Below are 17301 nucleotides of genomic sequence, written 5' to 3' on the forward strand. Positions count from 1 at the left end.
GGTATCGTTCCTTATTTGACTGCGCCGAAGGTGAGGCCGCGGACGAGTTGTTTCTGGCTGAACCAGCCGAGGATGAGGATGGGCGCAATGGCCATCGTCGAGGCAGCGGAGAGCTTGGCGTAAAACAGGCCTTCAGGGCTGGAATAGCTGGCGATGAAGGCCGTGAGCGGCGCTGCCTTGGCTGCCGTCAGGTTGAGCGTCCAGAAGGCTTCGTTCCATGCCAGGATGAAGTTCAAGAGCAGCGTGGAGGCGATGCCGGGAATGGCCATCGGCGTCAGCACATAGAGGATTTCGTCGCGCAGCGTGGCCCCATCCATCCGGGCTGCCTCCAGAATCTCGCCCGGAATTTCGCGGAAATAAGTATAGAGCATCCACACGATGATGGGCAGGTTGATCAGCATCAGCACGAAGGTCAGCCCGTAAACATTGTCGAGCAGGCCAAACTGGATGAACAGCAGGTAGATCGGGTAGAGCACGCCAACCGCCGGCAGCATCTTGGTGGACAGCATCCAGAGCAGGATGTCCTTGGTGCGCTTGGAGGGGACGAAGGCCATGCTCCAGGCCGCTGGCACCGCGATGATGATCCCCAGGATGGTCGAGCCCCCGGCTATGAAGATGGAGTTCCAGAGGAACCGGCCATAGTTCGACCGCTCCATGACCGTCGAGTAGTTCTCGGTCGTCCAGTCAAAGAACAGGAAGATCGGCGGATCGGCGATGGCCTGCGCCTCGCTCTTGAAGCTGGTCAGGATCGTCCACAGGATCGGGAAGAAGATCAGCAGACCGATGATCCACGCAGCACCGGTGTTGATCATCTTGCGTTGGTTTGTGACAGCACGTGCCATGACGTCGTCCTCCCTTGTTTAGTCGAGGTTCTTGCCAACGATGCGCATCAGGAAGATGGCAACGATATTGGCGAGAATGATCGCGTAGACCCCGCCCGCGGACCCGAGCCCGATGTTCTGGCTCTCAAGCACGCGCTGGAAGATCAGGTAAGACAGCGTCCGGGTGCCGAAAGCGCCGCCCGTTGTCACAAAGATCTCGGCAAAGATGGCCAGCAGGAAAATGGTCTGGATCAGGATCACGATGGTGATCGCGCGGCTGAGGTGGGGCAGGGCGATATAGAAGAACCGCGACAGCACCGAGGCCCCGTCCATCTCTGCCGCTTCCATCTGCTCGCCGTCCAGCGACTGGATCGCGGTCAGCAGGATCAGCGTGGCAAAGGGCAGCCACTGCCAGCTGACGATCATGATCAGCGACACCATGGGGGCGTCTGAGAGCCAACTGACCGAATCGGCCCCGAAGAATCGCCACAAATGGGCCAGCAGGCCGTTCGTCGGGTCCATGAAGATGTTCTTCCACACCAGCGCGGAGACCGTGGGCATCACGAAGAAGGGAGCGATGACGAGGATGCGGACCACCCCTTGCCCCCACATCGGCTGATCCAGAAGGATCGCCAGCAGGATGCCGAAGACGATGGTGATGGTCAGAACGCCGATCAGCAGGACCAGCGTGGTCGAAATCGCGGGCCAGAACGAGCTGGAGGTGACAAAGCGGACGTAGTTGTCAAAACCGGTCCATCCCTGATCCCCGCCGCGCAGGGGCAGGTAGGTGCGGAACGAAAACCACAGGGTCATGATCAGGGGCACCAGCATCCAGCCCAGCAAGAGCACAACGGCGGGCGCCATCATCACGCGGGCGGCTGATCGGGAGGCTTTGGTGGCCATTTGACACGTCTCCTCTGTGCGCAGCGGCCTCTGGTGGGCAGCACTGCAGAATTGGGGGTCTAGGACTTAAAGACACGTGAGAGGTGGAGGGCGGCTCAACTGTCCGCCGCCCTCCGATTGAAGGGGGCGGCTTATCTGTAGCCAGCCGCTTCCATTGCTTCGTTGGTGATCGCCTGTGCTTTGGCCAATGCGTCTTCAATAGACTGCTGACCTGCGTAGGCCGCCGAGAATTCCTGGCTCACTTCGGTTGCGATGCCAGCAAACTCGGGGATCGCGGCGAACTGGATACCCACATAGGGGCTTGGCTCGACGGTGGAGTCGGTCGGATCAGCCGAGAGGATCGAGTCCAGCGTTTTCTGAGCGAAGGGCACCTTTTGGTACTCCGGGTTCTCATAGAGAGACGTCCGCGCGCCCGGAGGCACATTGGCCCAGCCTTCGTTCTCGGCAACCAAGGCGATGTACTCCTTGGAGGTGGCCCATTCGATGAACTGCTTGGCTTCGGCTTCTTGCTGTGTCCCGGCCGGAACCGCCAGAGCCCAGGCCCAAAGCCAGTTGGAGCGTTTGCCAAGGCCCGTGTCCGGCGCCAGAGCAAAGCCAACCGAATCTGCAACGGTGGAATCGCCGCCTGTCACGAAGGAGGCCGCAACCGTGGCGTCGATCCACATGCCGCATTTGCCCTGGTTGAAGAGGCTCAGGTTCTCGTTGAAGCCGTTCGTGGCATAGCCCGCAGGGCCGGATTCATCCATCATGCCCTTGTAGAAGTTGAGCGTGTTTGCCCAGGCTTCGGTGTCGAACTGCGCGTTCCACTCCATGTCGAACCAGCGTGCGCCGAAGGAGTTGGACATCGCCGTGATGAAAGCACCGCCTTCACCCCAACCGGCCTTGCCACGCAGGCAGATGCCGTTGATGTCGGCATCGCGGTCGGTCATGGCCGCCGCAGCTTCGCGCACGAACTGCCACGTAGGGGCGTCCGGCATTTCCATCCCGGCCTTCTCCATCAGGTCGGTGCGGTACATGATCATGGAGCTTTCGCCGTAGAACGGTGCCGCATAAAGCGTCCCCTCATGGCTCAGACCACCGGCCATCGCGGGCAGGATGTCATCGACGTCATATTCCGCGGACAGATCGTCCAGCGGCACGAGCCAGCCGTTGGCACCCCAGATCGGGGTTTCGTACATACCGATTGTCATGATGTCGAACTGACCACCCTTGGTGGTGATGTCGGTCGTCACACGCGAACGCAGCACGTTCTCTTCCAGCGTGACCCACTCCACAGCGATCCCGGTCTTTTCGGTGAAATCACCCGTATACCCCTGCATACGGATCATGTCGCCATTGTTCACGGTCGCGATGGTGAGGGTGGACTGCGCCATGGCAGCCCCAGCGGTAAGTGCAAGTGCACTCGCCGCACAAAGTGCGGTTCTCAGGTACATCCGATTCCTCCCTAGTATTATGGATTGTCCCGTCGTCAGCATCGAAAAAATTTTAACGCGCGTCAATATTTTATTTTTCGCGCGTTAATATTGAGTGATTTCAAGCTGATGCGCGCAGGATCAGCCGGGCCTCAAAGAGTTTCTCGGTGCGCGAGGTGAGTCGTCCCCCCCCTTCGATCAGCTCAAACAGCGTCTCGACACTGCGGTTGGAGACGGCCTCGTAGTCATGCGCGACGGTGGTCAGCGACGGGCAGGTAAATCGCGAAAACGGGTGATCGTCATGGGCTGCGACGCGCAGCGCGCTGTCAGGCTCCCGCCCCACACGGATGCCCTTTTCAAAGGCCGCCGCCAGAAAACCAATCGCCAGACGGTCGTTGCTGCAAAGCACCGTGTCGCTGGCCAGGGTGTCTTCCGACAGCACACGCATCGCGCCGCGGTATCCGATGTCCTCGAACGCCCAGCCTTCGCCGTCCACCTTGATGACATCAGGTTCGAACCCAAGACGCTCCATGATCGAGATATAGGCCTTGCGCCTTTTGTTGGCGTTTGGGTTCGCCGGGGTGCGCATTTCGAAAAAGCAGGGTGGGGCGCCGGACCGCACCAGATATTCGACACTTTGCGCAACGAAGCTGAAGTTGTCCGAGCCCACGAAGGCGGCGCCGATCCCTTCGAGATCACTGTCAAACAGCACCGTTGGCACGTCCTTGCAGAATTTCTCGATGACCGATCTGTCCGAAGCCCGCCCCAGCGGCGCAAAGAGCACGCCCGCAGGTTTCAGGGACCGCAAGCTGTCGAGAATGTTACACTCCAACTCGCGCGAGCCGTGGGAAGAGAACAGCGTGGGCCAGAACCCGGCAGCAATGCAGCGTTGTTCGATGTTACGGGCAATTTCGGCAAAAAACGGGTCCGACAGATAGGGCACGACGATGCCGATGTTCTTGGTCAGCCGCCGGTTCTGGTTCATTGCGTAGATGTTGGGCCGGTAGTCGTGCTCTTCCAGCGCCGCTTCGATCCGCGTGCGGATGGTGGCGCGTACACTGCTGGGATCATTGAAGTATTTGGAGATCGTCGGGCGGGATATCCCGCTCACGCTCGCAAACTCCGCCATGTTCTTGATCTTGCTCTCGCTCATGCCTCAACTCTGGCCTTCGGCGCATGCATTGATCCCGCTAAAGGATGCCGCCGTTCAGAAACTGGCCCTCTTTCGATATTTGTCGCGCGTTAATTTACAGCTTTACAATAGAAAGAGCATTCTTTCGCAGGTCAAGATCAGACTGTATCCTGAAACTTTTCTTCTCGCTTTTTGATGAATGCCGGTGCGCTATGCGTTTCCGCGGTGCTCGCGAAAGAGCCCCAGTTTCTCCTGAATGGGCCGGTCCGAATAGGAAAACAGCACCGCATCCTCCGCCGTCTCATGCGTGATTTCATGCCAGGAGGGGACGACAACGACATCCCTCGGGCCCCAGTCGATCACCTCGTCGCGGACACGCAGGCGTCCGCGCCCCTCCACCCCGACATAGACCGTCGCATCGGTGGATTTATACGGCGCGCTCTGAAACCCCTTGGGCATCAGTTGCAGGCAAGTGCCGATTGTCGGCATCGCCCAACCGCCATCGACAGGGTTGATGTAGCGCATGCGCAGCCCGTGGCAGGGATCCCACTCCTCGTATTTGCGCATCTGCTCCAAAGCCTCGCGGGACCGGGTGTAGGGGTAGTTGAAAATCGGCGAGGTCGGCGTTTGGTGCGCGTAGCCCAGCGGCAGCATGTTGGCGCCATATCGGGCGGTGCTGTCGCCCGTGGGCCTTGTGATCGGTTGCTGATCCTCGCCCAGCCCTTCGGCAAAGGAGGCGTCAAAGAACTGCACCACCGGAATATCCAGCCCGTCGAGCCAGAAAATCGGTTCATTCGTGTCGTTGCCATGGTCGTGCCATTCCCAGTTTGGCGTGATGACAAAATCGCCGAAAGACATCTCAGTTTTCTCGCCGCCCACCGCCGTAAAGCCGCCCTCGCTTTCAAGCACAAAGCGCAGGGCGGATTGCGTATGCCGGTGCGCCGGTGCGACTTCACCCGGCATCACACATTGCACGCCGCAATAGAGGCTGGTCGTGACCTTGGAACTGCCCGCCAACCCTGGGTTTTCGAGGATCAGCACACGTCTTTCCGCCTCTTTCGCCGTGATCAGCTCTGCCGCTTCCAGCAACCGCGCACGGACAGAGCTGTAGCGCCATTTGAATGGAATGCAGTCCGATTTGGGTTCCGGCGTGATGATGCCTGCCATGACCGACCAGAGCGCCCGCATCGATTCCGGCTCGATCGCGTCGTAGAACTGCTGACGGGCCTGCGTGTTCTCAGGGGCGTCCTTCAAGCTCATCTCGGGGTCCTTTCGATCAGGGTGCAGCAAGGCGGTGTTGTCATCGTTTATGCGCCAGTGCAGCGGATTTCGCAAAAACCTTTGGCCGCACATCCGACAGAGGTGAAATTCCCGTTCCGCAATCACCCCGGATATGGTTTGAAGGACGCCAGCACATTTCCCACGGGCGGACCTATGGACCTGACGGCGCATGTCGAAAAGCAATTCCTCAAAGGATCGCAGCGCATCTGCGCGGCGAGCGACACCCTGGCGCGCATCCTCCCGCTCAAGCACGAGTTCGGGATCACCCGGCTGGCAAATGTGACCGGGCTCGACAGCGTGGGTCTGCCCGTGGTTATCGCCGTGCGGCCCAACGCGCGGTCCATTGCGATCTCGCAGGGCAAGGGGATGACGCTGGCGCATGCCAAGGCCTCAGCGTTGATGGAAGCGATAGAAATCTGGCATGCGGAGCGCATCGACATGCCGGTGTTCTACGCCAGCATCGCCGATCTGGAGGCGCGGCACTGTTTTGTCGATCTGGACCGCTTGCCGCAGACGCCGCACCCGCGCCCGCATCGCACGGAACGGCAGCATTGGGTTACGGCCTTTGACATCCTGAGCGGGCGGGACAAGCTGGTACCCTTCGAGATGGTGCATGCGGATTACACGCACCCGGTGTCGCCCGAAGCCGGGCGCTATCCGGCCAGCACGAACGGCCTTGCCTCCGGCAATCACCTGCTGGAGGCCATCTGTCATGGCATTTGCGAAGTCGCGGAGCGGGACGCGTTGGCCATCTGGCACGCACGGCCCATCGAAGCGCAACGCGACAGTCGGCTCGATCCGGGATCGATTGAGGATGCCGCCCTGCAGGCGTCGCTGGGCAAGTTCAAACGCGCGGGGCTGGACTGTGCCATCTGGGATGTGACCTGCGATACCGGGGTGCCGAGCTTTCTGAGCATCGTCTTTGATCCCGGCGCGCAGGCGGATCATCTGGGCCTCGGCTCTGGCACCCATCCGGACCCGACAATTGCCCTGCACCGCGCGCTGAACGAAGCGGCGCAGACCCGGCTGAACTACATCTCTGGCGCGCGCGAGGATCTGTTTCATGACGAATACAGCGCCGAGGGACGGCAGGCGAAGGCGCAGGCCTTTGAAGATCTGCTGATTGGTTCCACGGGTGAACGCCGCTTCGATGAGGTCGCAGGGGCGACCAATCGGACGCTGGGCGAGGACCTTGCGTGGTTGAAAAACTGCCTGAAAGGGGCCGGGATCGAAGAGATTGCGGTTGTCGATCTGACGCATGCGGATTTTGAAATACCCGTGGTGCGCGTAATCATCCCCGGTCTTGAGGCGCCGCATGATGACGTCGCCTACGTGGCCGGCCCGCGCGCTGTGCAGGTGCAAAACGAAAGCGCAGGGTCATGATCGTTTTTGCAGGTCCATCGCTGGCAGGCGCGGATGCAGAGGTGCCTGATACATTCGACATGCGGCCACCCGCGCAGCAGGGGGATGTTTACCTGGCGACGTTGGAGACCCCCCGTGCCATTGGCATCATCGACGGGTATTTCGAAGGCGTGCCCGCTGTCTGGCACAAGGAAATTCTTTGGGCTCTGACGCAAGGGATCGCAGTTTACGGGGCCTCCAGCATGGGGGCGTTGCGGGCGGCGGAACTGGATGCCTTTGGTATGATCGGCCTTGGCGCCATCTACGAGGACTACCGCGATGACGTGCTGGAAGACGATGACGAGGTTGCCCTGCTGCATGGCCCGGCAGAGGTCGGATACCCCGGTTTGAGCCTTGCCATGGTGAATGTGCGGGCGACGCTGAAGGCCGCACAAGAGGCGGGTGTCGTTTCGTCCAATACAGCCGAAACCCTGATCGCGCGGGCCAAGACAGAGTTCTACAAGACCCGCACATGGGACAGCATTTTCCGGACCGGTGAGACCGGGGGGCAGGGGGATAGCGCGCTGCCGACGTTACAAACGTGGATCGCGCAAAACGAGGTGGATCAGAAGCGGCTGGATGCGCAGCTTCTCCTGCGCCACATGGCCGAGGAAGCGCATCGGCCCCCTTCCGCATCCTTTCACTTTGAGCAGACGGCGCTTTGGCACGATGTGGTGCAAATCTGGCGGCAGCGCGCGCGACAGGAAGTTGCAGCGATGCAGGGCGGGTACCGATTGACCGGCGGGCTGTCTTTCCGCGACGATTAGACGAGTGATGGACTGAACGATACGATTGCGATAGCCATAGAATGTAAGTGGTCGGTTTGAAGGTGAGAGTGCATGCAAGGAACGCGGTTTAAACTGTTCCCACAGCCCCAGTTTCTGGACGAATATGCCGAGCCGGAGGTGGTCGAGGTGTCGTCGGCGCCGGGCACGGTCGGGCCGGGGCCATCAGACCGCCGGATGTACAGCATCTTTCCGATCGGCAAGACCGAACCATATGGTATTTCGCCCGATGGGTCGGACCCGTCGGCGCCACCTTGGACCGGCAAGGTCGAAGCCCCGGCGGTGCCGGATGCCGACGGCCATTTCGACTATCTGGAACCGGGCACGCCGCAGTTCGAGACGGCGCATCTCTTTGGCACCGTGCGGTTTGTCATGGACATCTGGGAAGACTATTTCGACCGGGAAATCCCGTGGCAGGGAGAGGCGAGCTATGACCGCCAGGAGCTGACGATCCTGCATTCGCTGGAGAATGCCTATTCGGGCTACGGTTTTATTGAAATGGGCGTAGACCGCAGCGCTGGCGAGACGCGTCCCTTCAGCCTGAACTTTGATGTGATCGCCCACGAAGTGGGCCATGCGATCATCTATTCCGAGGTCGGCGTGCCCGATCCGCAGAATGTCACCGGCGAATATTTTGGCTTTCACGAGAGCGCCGCCGACCTCGTTGCGCTGATTTCCTCTTTGCATTTCAACTCATTGGTCGATCGGCTGCTCGAGAACACGCGCGGCAATCTCTACATGCTGAACGCGGTCAACCGTGTTGCAGAGCTCTCGGAAAACAAACAGATCAGGATCGCAGCCAATGACAAGCGATTGGGCGAATTCGCCAAAGGCTGGGTCAAGGAGCACCACCTGTCGCAGCCGCTGACGGGCGCGTTCTTTGATATTCTGGTAGATATCTTCCACGAAATGCTGCTCGACTATGGGGCAATCACGCCGCAGATGGAGCACCTGTCGGACGAGTTGCTTGCCACGTCGAATTACGCGCCGGTGATGCAGGAGCTTTTCGACGAGGCCTATGCCGCCAACCCGGACAAATTCAAGATGGCGCTGCTGGATGCGCGCGATATCATGGGCACCTACCTGGCCGATACCTGGGAGCGGCTGGATGAGCAGGGCCTGAATTTCGTCGACGTTGCGGAGGTCTTCCTCGACGTGGATCGCGCACACACCGGCGGCCGGTTCGAGAAGCTCATCCTTGGTAATTTCAGAATGCGCGACATCGGGCTTGTTGCGGTGGGTCCGCAGCTCGAACCGCTCGGAAAAGACAGCCACGCAAATTCGGTCAGAACGATGCTTCCGATGGACTGAAAAACCAGAATAGGTTAACACTGTAATTGCTGAAGGCTGAGGGGGCAGATTTCCCTCACGAAAGGACAAACATTATGAAAGAAACCCTTTATACATCTGCATCTATCGTGTTGTTCGGACGGGAAGTCGACGATCTGGCGGTGGTGTCCGCCAGTCGCGACAACCAGGTGCTAAGCAAGGCGGATGGACAGTTTGCCCGCATTTACGGGTTCAGCTACGATGGCGCTTATTTTGAGATCCCGACACCTGTTCTTTTCATGGTGAAAGGCGAGAGCAAAGACCCCGACAAGGTGCCGGTGCCCGGACCTAATCCGCGGGACAAGAAGTTCTATGCGGACCTGCGTGCCTGGATCGTGAAGCAATCCGACGACACCATCCGGCTTGATGTCGATCAGGGTAAGTTCGAGGATGTGCTTCTGGCCATGGCTGCTGACGGTGTCAGTGGCGTTTCCGGTGCGCGTGTATCGGGTGCCCGGGTGTCCGGTGCCCGCGTGGCAGGTGCACGGGTTTCGGGGGCACGTATTTCCGGCGCCCGGATCAGCGGTGCGCGCGGCGGCGACGCCAGCGATTAATCAGGAAAGGGGTGCGGGCCTCAGAGGCCCGCGCGCTTCATGCCATCGAGGAAGTGCTGAACATCTTCCTCGAACTTGTCGGGCTGGACGGCTGCCCAACGTTCCACCGAAAAATTTGGATGCGCTTCACGCACAAGATCGGCTTGCGCGCGCGCTTCCTTGGTGCGCCCAAGATGGGCATAGCTGGCGGCAAGGATGCGGCGCCCTTCGGTCGGGTTCTGCATTTTCTGAATGGTGTTGATCGCATCTTCGTAGCGCTGCAGGTTGAAGTAGGCGCCGCCGAGGTGCCAGATGTATTGATCCGGATAGAACGGGTTGAGCCGCATGGCTTTCTGCAAAAGCTCCACCGCCTCCTCTGACCGGCCCATGTGAGCCAGTGCGTCGGCCATGTCCGACATCAGGTCGGCGTCGTTTGGATTGAGCTTGAGCGCGCGATCATAGGCGTTGATCGCCGGATCATGCTCCTTGCGGTAGAGATGGGCAAACCCAAGCTCTCCGAAACCACGGGCGTCCGCTTCGTCCAGATCAATCGCTTCGCGGGCGAAACTCAACGCATCGTCCAGGGCAAGATCCGGCTGCTCTGCCCAATCATACCGCCAATCCAGATTGAAGGTCCGGGATTTGGCCGCATAGGCCCGCGCGTAGCGTGCATCGCTGCCAATGGCATCTTCATAGAGATGGCGCGCCTGTTTCACTTCCGGCTGGGTGTATTTGAGCACATGCCTGTGGCCTTTGAGCACGAATCCGTAGGCCATGAGGTTGGCAGGGGGCAACAGGCGCATGCGGTCGCGCTCTGTGGCCTCGATCCGGGCTGCGGTTGCGGAGACGATGATCTGCGTGATCTCGTCCTGCAAATCGAAGATATCCTCGATATCGCGGTTGTACTGTTCACCCCAGATGGTGCGATCCTGCAGCGCATCCAGCAGCTGCAGCGTGATCCGGATACGTTTGCCAGCCTTGCGCACCGTGCCGTCGACCGCATAGCGCACGCCAAGTTCCCGCGCGGCCTGCGCCGGCGACTTGGTGCGATCCGCAAACATATTGGCCGATCCGCGCGCGATGACAAAGAACTCCTGAAAGCGCGACAGGTTGGTTGTCACGTCCTCGGTCAGACCTTCGGCAAACCACTGGTCCCCCTGGTCACTGCCCTGGAACCCAAAGGGCAGGACAACGATAGATTGGTTGGCGACCGGGCGCTCCTTGAACTCGGCGGAGTTTTCCAGATTGCGCCGCAGCCCTGGCGTCATCGCAGCCGTGGTCGGGTTCTCGTGCACCTGGAACACATCGATGGTCCGGCCAATGTTCTTGAAGTCCTGACCGCCAAGGTATTCGTAGCCGTATTTCAGCTTGGTGCAGACGTGATCATAGGCCGCGCCTGAAATGCAGACCTGTCCCGGTGCCGCAAAGGCTTCGATGCGCGCGGCGATGTTGATGCTCTCGCCGGTGATTTCGTTGCCGCTGATCAGGATCTCACCCAGATTGATGCCAAAGCGGAAGTGGATCTGTTCTTCTTCCGGCAGCCCGCTGTTCTCTTCTTCCAGCGTCTTTTGCATTTCAACCGCAAAGGTCACCGCGTCCACGGCGCTTTCGAAAACCATGAAGGCATTGTCACCGGCAGAGCCTTTGAACTCACCCGAGTAGGACGTGATGACATCGCGAAACTTTTCCAACCGGTTGGTGACCGAGATCGTCGTCTTGACCTCATCCACGCTCATCATCGTGCTGAAGTTCGCCACATCAGCAAAGACGATCGCCACCAGACGACGTTTCAGGGTTTCGCGTGACCCGGGTTTGTTTGCAGTATCAGCCAAGATTTTCTTTCCAACAGGTTGGCGAGAACGAGAGATTGCAGGACCCCGCGACAGTTTCAATGACCTCGCCGCGAGTTGCAATCCATTCCGTTCCTAAAATGCCAGCAATTACCGTATCCTTTCGGATGCCGTCGACAAACCAGCCTTCGCGGAAACGACCTTCTTCGGCAAAACCGAATTTCTCCAACACGCGCTGTGTCGCGGCGTTGTCCGAGCGGTAGAAGGTGGTCACCCGGTGAAGGCGCAGCCGCTTGAAGGCAAAATCCAGCATCGAGACGGTCATTGCCGTCGCCAGACCTTTCTTACGAAAATCCTCCGTGACGAAGAAGGGCAAAACCGCATCGCCTTGGATATAATTCACTGATTCCAACCCTGCGATCCCGATTGGATTGCCGTTGTCATCCTCTGCCATGAACCAATAGGCCCCCGGCGAGGATTTCTGCATCATCGATTCCCGCCAGCTTTCGCGCAATGCATCGACACTCACCGGTACGGGAAGGGCGCGGTCAAAAAGAGCAACATCCGTAAAGTTCCAGAACCAGCCCGAAATCCGGGGGATATCTTCCAGCCCCATCGGGCGCCAGGTGATGATCGCTGTAGTTTCGTGAGTCATATCTTTATCCTTCCAGCCAAGCCCGGAACTCACAAACGGGTTTTACAACGCCGGTGATCGGGCTTCGCGAGAAACTACAGTCCGTTGGTTAACTACCTTTTTTACTACCGTACCCATCAGAAAAGCAACGGAATTACGGGAAGTGGCTCAGTGGTATGGGAATCATGACGGGCCTGTCTGTAATCTTGGACACGTAGAACGAGAAGCATGGTGTCCTGGCTTACAATGATGAAATGAAGGCGGGCAGCGTCGCGCTGCCAGCCTTCATCTCGCCAGACATTGAGCGGTCAGCAAGTGCCAACCCGTCACGAACTCCTCAGGCCGTGGCCTCTTCCGGCAACTCCTCCTCTTCCGGGTCAGGTGGGTCTTCGGCGAGGATCACCTGACCGTCCGTCAACTGCGCAAAGAGGTCGGCGGCTTCCTGCGTCGGATCGCTTTCGCTACCATCCAGATCAGCTACCCCGTTGAAGACTACATCTCCATAGGAGGTGAACTGATTGCCCAGCGGGACATTCGGATCGATCATCACCGGATGGCTCTCGGTGTAGATGTCACCGGTAATCCGGTCAGAGAAGTAGAGATCGACCATGAAGTAGTTTTCGCCGCCAGACGTCGAATAGTAGCCATCCGTCTCCAGAACCCGGAGCACGTCCTCCATATCCATGTTGTAGCTGTCGGTTCCTGCCGGAAAGCTGGTTTGCCCCAGGCTGTCGGTCTTGGTGCCGCTGATTTCCACGATCCGGGCACCCGGATCAGGCCAGCCCTCGCGGTAGGTCATCGGATCCAGCACCAGATCGGGCTGCAAGTTCTCCGGCAGATCGGCAGAGTTCACGATCTCATCAATCGCTGGATTGAAGTTCTCGTACTCCTGATTGACGTTCTCGAAGGTCGGATCAATGATCGTATGCTGGAACTGATCCGGCGTGCCGGGGTTGTTCGGTGTGAACCATTTGAACAAATCCATGCCCGTATCGAACCCCGAGATCTGCGTCCCGATAAGGGTCATGTCAGTTGTGTTCGGGCCGAAATCGACGCCGACCTGTGCCGAGCTGTAGCTGACCCCTGGACCTTCCCCGATCAGATCGAAATCCTCGATGATGTAGTGCGAGGTATATTCGAAATGCGCGCCCGACCGCACGTTCCACGCGGTAAAATCGCTGAACTTACTGTGTAGATCGTGGCCCTGGTTGGGGTTGGATTTCACCACATGCAGGCCTTCCTTGGCGGCAAAGGTCTCGTTGCCGTCGAAACCCAGCACAGGGAAGTGATCAAGGAATACCGTCTCGTCGCCAAAGAAGGCATCCGGCGCCGCAAAGACATCCGAGTCAGCGGTATAGAGACCCTCTTCGAACCCGCGGTGCATGTAGACAAACCCGTGATTTACGCTGGCGGCAATGTTGTCGGTGGATTCCACCATGCGCCCCTGGAACCAGAAGCCATCGCCGGTCTGACCCAGATCGAAATTGGCAATATCATTGCCGTCCTTCGGGGCGGCCCAGCTGTTGCCTTCGGCGTAAATGGCAATGTTGTTGCTCCAAACACCGGTTTCATTCCCGGATTCGGCCACATAGCCGGCACCAAAGGTATCGAAAGTCGCGTTTCCATCGACAATCGCATTGGAATCGTGGTGCACGATACCCCAACCGGGAGAGCCGAAGACAGCATTGCCCATCAGTATTGCCGGATCCTCCAGATCCCCAACTCCTGCCTTGTGAATATGCGCCGGATAGCGGCCTTTTACGTTATCATCAAAGCTGATATCATTGATATCACTGGCATCCTGCGCGGATTCTGATTTGTCGGTGCGCCCTAAATCATGAAATGCCGCATAACGCACATCCACATCATCATTGTGCATGAACATCACATGCCCACGCGCGTAGATTTCCGCATCTGCGCCGTCTTCGGACGAGAAGGTGACATTGCGCGAGTAATTCGCCACGGACGTGCTCAGATCATCGCGTGGGGCGTCATGGTCATGCTGCAACGGGTCGTCGAAGTAGACCATGCCGTCCTGAATGTCGGTGATCGTGCGCACCTCGTCTTGCGAGGGGAAAGGGTCAACACCATTGACGCCATTCCAGTCGTGCCCGCGATAATGGGTTCCCGCCACGACAATGGTGTCGCCCACCTCCCAGCCTTCCGGGGCACTGTCGAACTCGACCCACGTGTCGCCTTCCATTGGATCGTCAATTACCTTTTCATGGGCGTCTTTCTCTGCACCATGGATGTTTGTTTCGCCATGGGCGATCAGTCCTCGGGACAGCAGCGTCGGGTCCCAATCGGTATCGATGGGGCCGTTTCCGGCGAACACGATATCAACGCTGACATCCGCCTGCACTGGTGTCTCTTCTGTGCCGATGGTCAATGTGCCGCTGGGAGAGACAACCATCGTGTCAATGACCATCTGGCTGTCGGCGTCATGAGCAAACTCCAGATGTCCGTCGACACGGACGGTAAGGAGACTGGCGTCGCTCACGGCGTCATAAGTCATATGCACCCCATCCGGGATTACCACACGTGCATCCGCGTCAGGGATTTGTCCCTGATACCAGTTGTCGGCGTCGAACCAGCTGCCGTTGCCGATGGCGATATGCGTGGCGTCTGCGGGCGAGACGAGGTTCAGCGCCGCCATATGTTCCATACCCTGGGGTGAGCCCGGATCGTGGTGGTGGTGACCATCCTGCCCAGCTCTGACCTCGGCCACGAATGCTTCGATTTCCTCCGGGGTCTGTGGCAGGTCTGAGCCGTGGTCATGCGGTTCATCCCCATGCCCGTCTTCAGGTGGCGTTTCAGGATCATGCGGCTCGTCGCCATGTCCCTCTTCCGGCGGCGTTTCCGGGTCCTGAGGAGCGTCACCTCCTCCTGATTCCGGCGGCGTGAAGGGGGGGTCAGGGTCTTCGCCATCTTCATTGGGCGGTGTCACCGGATCCTGATCGTGCTCTTCACAAACGGGGCCCTCTCCTGCTTCGGGCGGCGTTTCCGGAGTGTCTTCACCACCAGTGTCCGGGGGCGGATCGATGGGTGCAGGATCAACGGGGGGATCCTCTGACGTGTCCTCTTGGGTCGCTTCGAAATATTCGGTCAGCTTTTGAAAGAAATCGGACAGGCCACCGGTGTCGTAAAGCCATTTCAGGAATGAAAACATCTCGCGGTTCTCCAGCGTGCAGCATGGTAATGTGGTAGAATCACACTACTGTAGGTTGGTCCCCCGGTGCATAGACTTGCACGTCAGAACGCGATTTCGCAACAACTAGATTCAACTTTTTAGTGCATGGATTTTGCGTGCCGCCGAACGTCAAATCCGAGATTTACATACTGTTAACATTGAGTTTTCATAGTTTAGCCGCATTCAGGCTTCGACGAAGTGTAAAGGCTTCGTAAACGCGTTTGGGTTGCGTCGGCGGATTGTTAAGTATTTGCGGATTGCGATGCGAAGGAACCGATGTGTTGCCGAACGCGGCACCCAGATCGACTAGGGTGACGTTGCTCTGGCCAATTGTGGCAATTTTTGGGGAATCCAAACGTCTGGACGCAATGAAGCTCCGGTTTTTGCGCCGCCTTCAAGTGGTGTTTTGGCACTTCGCGCTTGACGTGACACGGTTCCCAACCAGACCCGACACCCAACCTGCTTTGATGTTTCCGGCGGGTTTTGCACGGCACGCTTGCGCGGTGGCAGCGCAGAATGGGCATCACGCGCATGGTCCGTGATCTGTATGGAGGTCGCATATTCGAGGGTGACGCGGTCATCCAAAGGGTTGATGTCGTGGCGAGAGACTTGGCGACCACAAATGAAGGGGTGGTCTGGGCATAACTTCCATTACGCCAGATGGTGACATCGCCGAAAATGGTGGAGATGCCGAGGGCACTTCATCGAAATATGCCTCGGGGCTCATCCCGACGGACACTTCTGTCGAGCTGCAGGTTCAGGCTGGCGATACGTCCGAAAAGACGGCGTCAAAAGGCGCAAACGCCGCGCGGTAACGGCGCCTGAGACCGTCGTCCTTGTATTGGCGCAGGATACACTCAGGCCATGCGGCAGCTTACGTCACCCGCTGATTGACCACGGGCGCCTGGATGGTATTGTCCGCCCAATATCTGTGCCACACTGGCAGTTGCCTACTCACATAGCCTTCTGCCCGGGTTTGCGGAAACGTTAAGAGCAGCATTCGGTTTGCTGGAAGATTTTGTGACTGGCTGTACCAGTTTGAGCGGGATTACAGGTCCTGACGTACTGACGGCGTATCAAACTCCCGGTGCGGCGGTAGAGCCTCGAATGACCAACTCGCCCTCGATGAGGGCGTCATTCGTCTGCGCATCTCTGTCCAGCAGAACTTGTCGCACGGCTTCTTTCGCCAGCAGGGCGCTTGGCTGAGAGATCGTCGTTAGCCGCGGCACCACAAGAGAGGCCAGCGTGATGTCATCGAAACCCATCACCGAAAGGGTCTCCGGTACAGCGATTTCCATGTCACGTGCAGCGCGCAACACGCCGATTGCCATCTGGTCACTGGCGGCGGCAATCGCTGTGGGCCGGATGTCGGACGGCGACATCAGTAGCTTCCGCGCCATCTGCTCTCCGCTTTCGTAGTCAAAATGGCCTTCGAGGACGCGCAGAGACAGGTTAGGGTTCGTCGCCTGATGGCGCGCCACGCACTGCTCAAACCCCAATCGGCGCTGGCGCCCGACTTCGGTGTTTTGCGGCCCGGCGAGATAGGCGATGCCTGTGTGCCCCATGCCAATCAGGTGTTCGGCAGCACAGTCTGATCCCTGCACATGGTCTGTGCTGACCAGGGGGCTGGCGTGAAAGCGGCGGTCCAGAGAGACCACCCGTACCTGCGTGTTGCACAGCTGTGAACTGGAATCGTTCGAGGCCACGATGATCAACCCGTGTGGTGATTGCTCCAGCAGCGCCGCGATCTGGCGCTCTTCCGTGGCCGGATCGTCATGCGAGTTGGTCAGCATAACGGTATGCCCACGCTGTGCCGCTTCGGTTTCGATTCGCAGGGCGAGTTGAGCAAAGAACGGGTTGGTGATGTCTGGCACCACGAGTCCGACGATATTGATCTTGTTGGTGCGCAGGGCGCGGGCGGCCATATTCGGGCGATAGTTTAGATCGGAAGCGGCTTGCAGCACCCGCTCGCGCAGGGCCGTCTTGACCGTGGTGTTGTTGGACAGCACCTTTGAGACGGTGCCGACCGACACCCCGGCTTCGCGCGCTACATCCTTGACAGTCGACATATGTCCTCGCTGCTCTGTGTC

General features: G+C 58.9%; 13 protein-coding genes. 4 read left to right on the top strand and 9 right to left on the bottom strand.

Annotated elements, in window-relative coordinates; translation table 11 throughout:
- Window positions 1-11: 11 nt before the first annotated feature.
- The 5 genes from Q1A52_RS08865 to gtdA form a co-directional block, all read right to left on the bottom strand.
- Window positions 12-842, bottom strand: a complete 831-nt coding sequence (locus tag Q1A52_RS08865; protein WP_299777476.1) for a carbohydrate ABC transporter permease — start codon at window positions 840-842, stop codon at window positions 12-14.
- A gap of 18 nt (window positions 843-860) precedes the next feature.
- Complete coding sequence (locus Q1A52_RS08870) at window positions 861-1724, bottom strand: carbohydrate ABC transporter permease (RefSeq protein WP_299829775.1); 864 nt, start codon at window positions 1722-1724, stop codon at window positions 861-863.
- 131 nt (window positions 1725-1855) lie between these two features.
- Window positions 1856-3157 carry a sugar ABC transporter substrate-binding protein gene (locus Q1A52_RS08875; RefSeq protein ID WP_300013729.1) on the bottom strand — a complete coding sequence of 434 codons (1302 nt, stop codon included), beginning with the start codon at window positions 3155-3157 and terminating at the stop codon, window positions 1856-1858.
- A gap of 100 nt (window positions 3158-3257) precedes the next feature.
- Window positions 3258-4289, bottom strand: a complete 1032-nt coding sequence (locus Q1A52_RS08880; protein WP_300013731.1) for a LacI family DNA-binding transcriptional regulator — start codon at window positions 4287-4289, stop codon at window positions 3258-3260.
- A gap of 189 nt (window positions 4290-4478) precedes the next feature.
- A complete protein-coding gene (gene gtdA / locus Q1A52_RS08885; RefSeq protein ID WP_300013733.1) occupies window positions 4479-5528 on the bottom strand; it encodes a gentisate 1,2-dioxygenase in 1050 nt (349 codons plus the stop codon).
- A gap of 102 nt (window positions 5529-5630) precedes the next feature.
- Between gtdA and Q1A52_RS08890 the strand changes: the two genes are divergently transcribed.
- The 4 genes from Q1A52_RS08890 (at window position 5631) to Q1A52_RS08905 (ending at window position 9618) form a co-directional block, all read left to right on the top strand.
- Window positions 5631-6932, top strand: a complete 1302-nt coding sequence (locus Q1A52_RS08890) for a YcaO-like family protein (RefSeq protein ID WP_300013735.1) — start codon at window positions 5631-5633, stop codon at window positions 6930-6932.
- Window positions 6929-7717, top strand: coding sequence for a TfuA-like protein (locus Q1A52_RS08895; protein ID WP_300013737.1), 789 nt, complete (start codon window positions 6929-6931; stop codon window positions 7715-7717). Before Q1A52_RS08890 ends, Q1A52_RS08895 begins: the two co-directional genes overlap by 4 nt.
- 72 nt (window positions 7718-7789) lie before the next feature.
- A complete protein-coding gene (locus Q1A52_RS08900; protein ID WP_300013739.1) occupies window positions 7790-9046 on the top strand; it encodes a hypothetical protein in 1257 nt (418 codons plus the stop codon).
- Window positions 9047-9120: 74 nt separating this feature from the next.
- The gene (locus tag Q1A52_RS08905; RefSeq protein WP_300013741.1) at window positions 9121-9618 is read left to right on the top strand and encodes a hypothetical protein; all 498 of its coding nucleotides are present in this window, start codon (window positions 9121-9123) and stop codon (window positions 9616-9618) included.
- Between the two features lie 20 nt (window positions 9619-9638).
- Here the strand turns inward: Q1A52_RS08905 and Q1A52_RS08910 are convergent, their stop codons facing one another.
- The 4 genes from Q1A52_RS08910 to Q1A52_RS08925 all read right to left on the bottom strand — a co-directional run bounded on the left by Q1A52_RS08910 (window position 9639) and on the right by Q1A52_RS08925 (window position 17280).
- A complete protein-coding gene (locus Q1A52_RS08910; RefSeq protein WP_299777460.1) occupies window positions 9639-11429 on the bottom strand; it encodes a tetratricopeptide repeat protein in 1791 nt (596 codons plus the stop codon).
- Window positions 11422-12042, bottom strand: coding sequence for a GNAT family protein (locus Q1A52_RS08915; RefSeq protein WP_300013743.1), 621 nt, complete (start codon window positions 12040-12042; stop codon window positions 11422-11424). The genes Q1A52_RS08910 and Q1A52_RS08915 overlap by 8 nt, the downstream gene beginning before the upstream one ends.
- A gap of 316 nt (window positions 12043-12358) precedes the next feature.
- Entirely contained in the window at window positions 12359-15190 is a 2832-nt protein-coding gene (locus Q1A52_RS08920; protein ID WP_300013746.1) for a G8 domain-containing protein, read from the bottom strand.
- Between the two features lie 1097 nt (window positions 15191-16287).
- Window positions 16288-17280 carry a LacI family DNA-binding transcriptional regulator gene (locus Q1A52_RS08925; RefSeq protein ID WP_300013749.1) on the bottom strand — a complete coding sequence of 331 codons (993 nt, stop codon included), beginning with the start codon at window positions 17278-17280 and terminating at the stop codon, window positions 16288-16290.
- Between the last annotated feature and the right edge of the window lie 21 nt (window positions 17281-17301).

This window comes from uncultured Roseobacter sp., assembly GCF_947488185.1.
GTDB lineage: Bacteria > Pseudomonadota > Alphaproteobacteria > Rhodobacterales > Rhodobacteraceae > Roseobacter.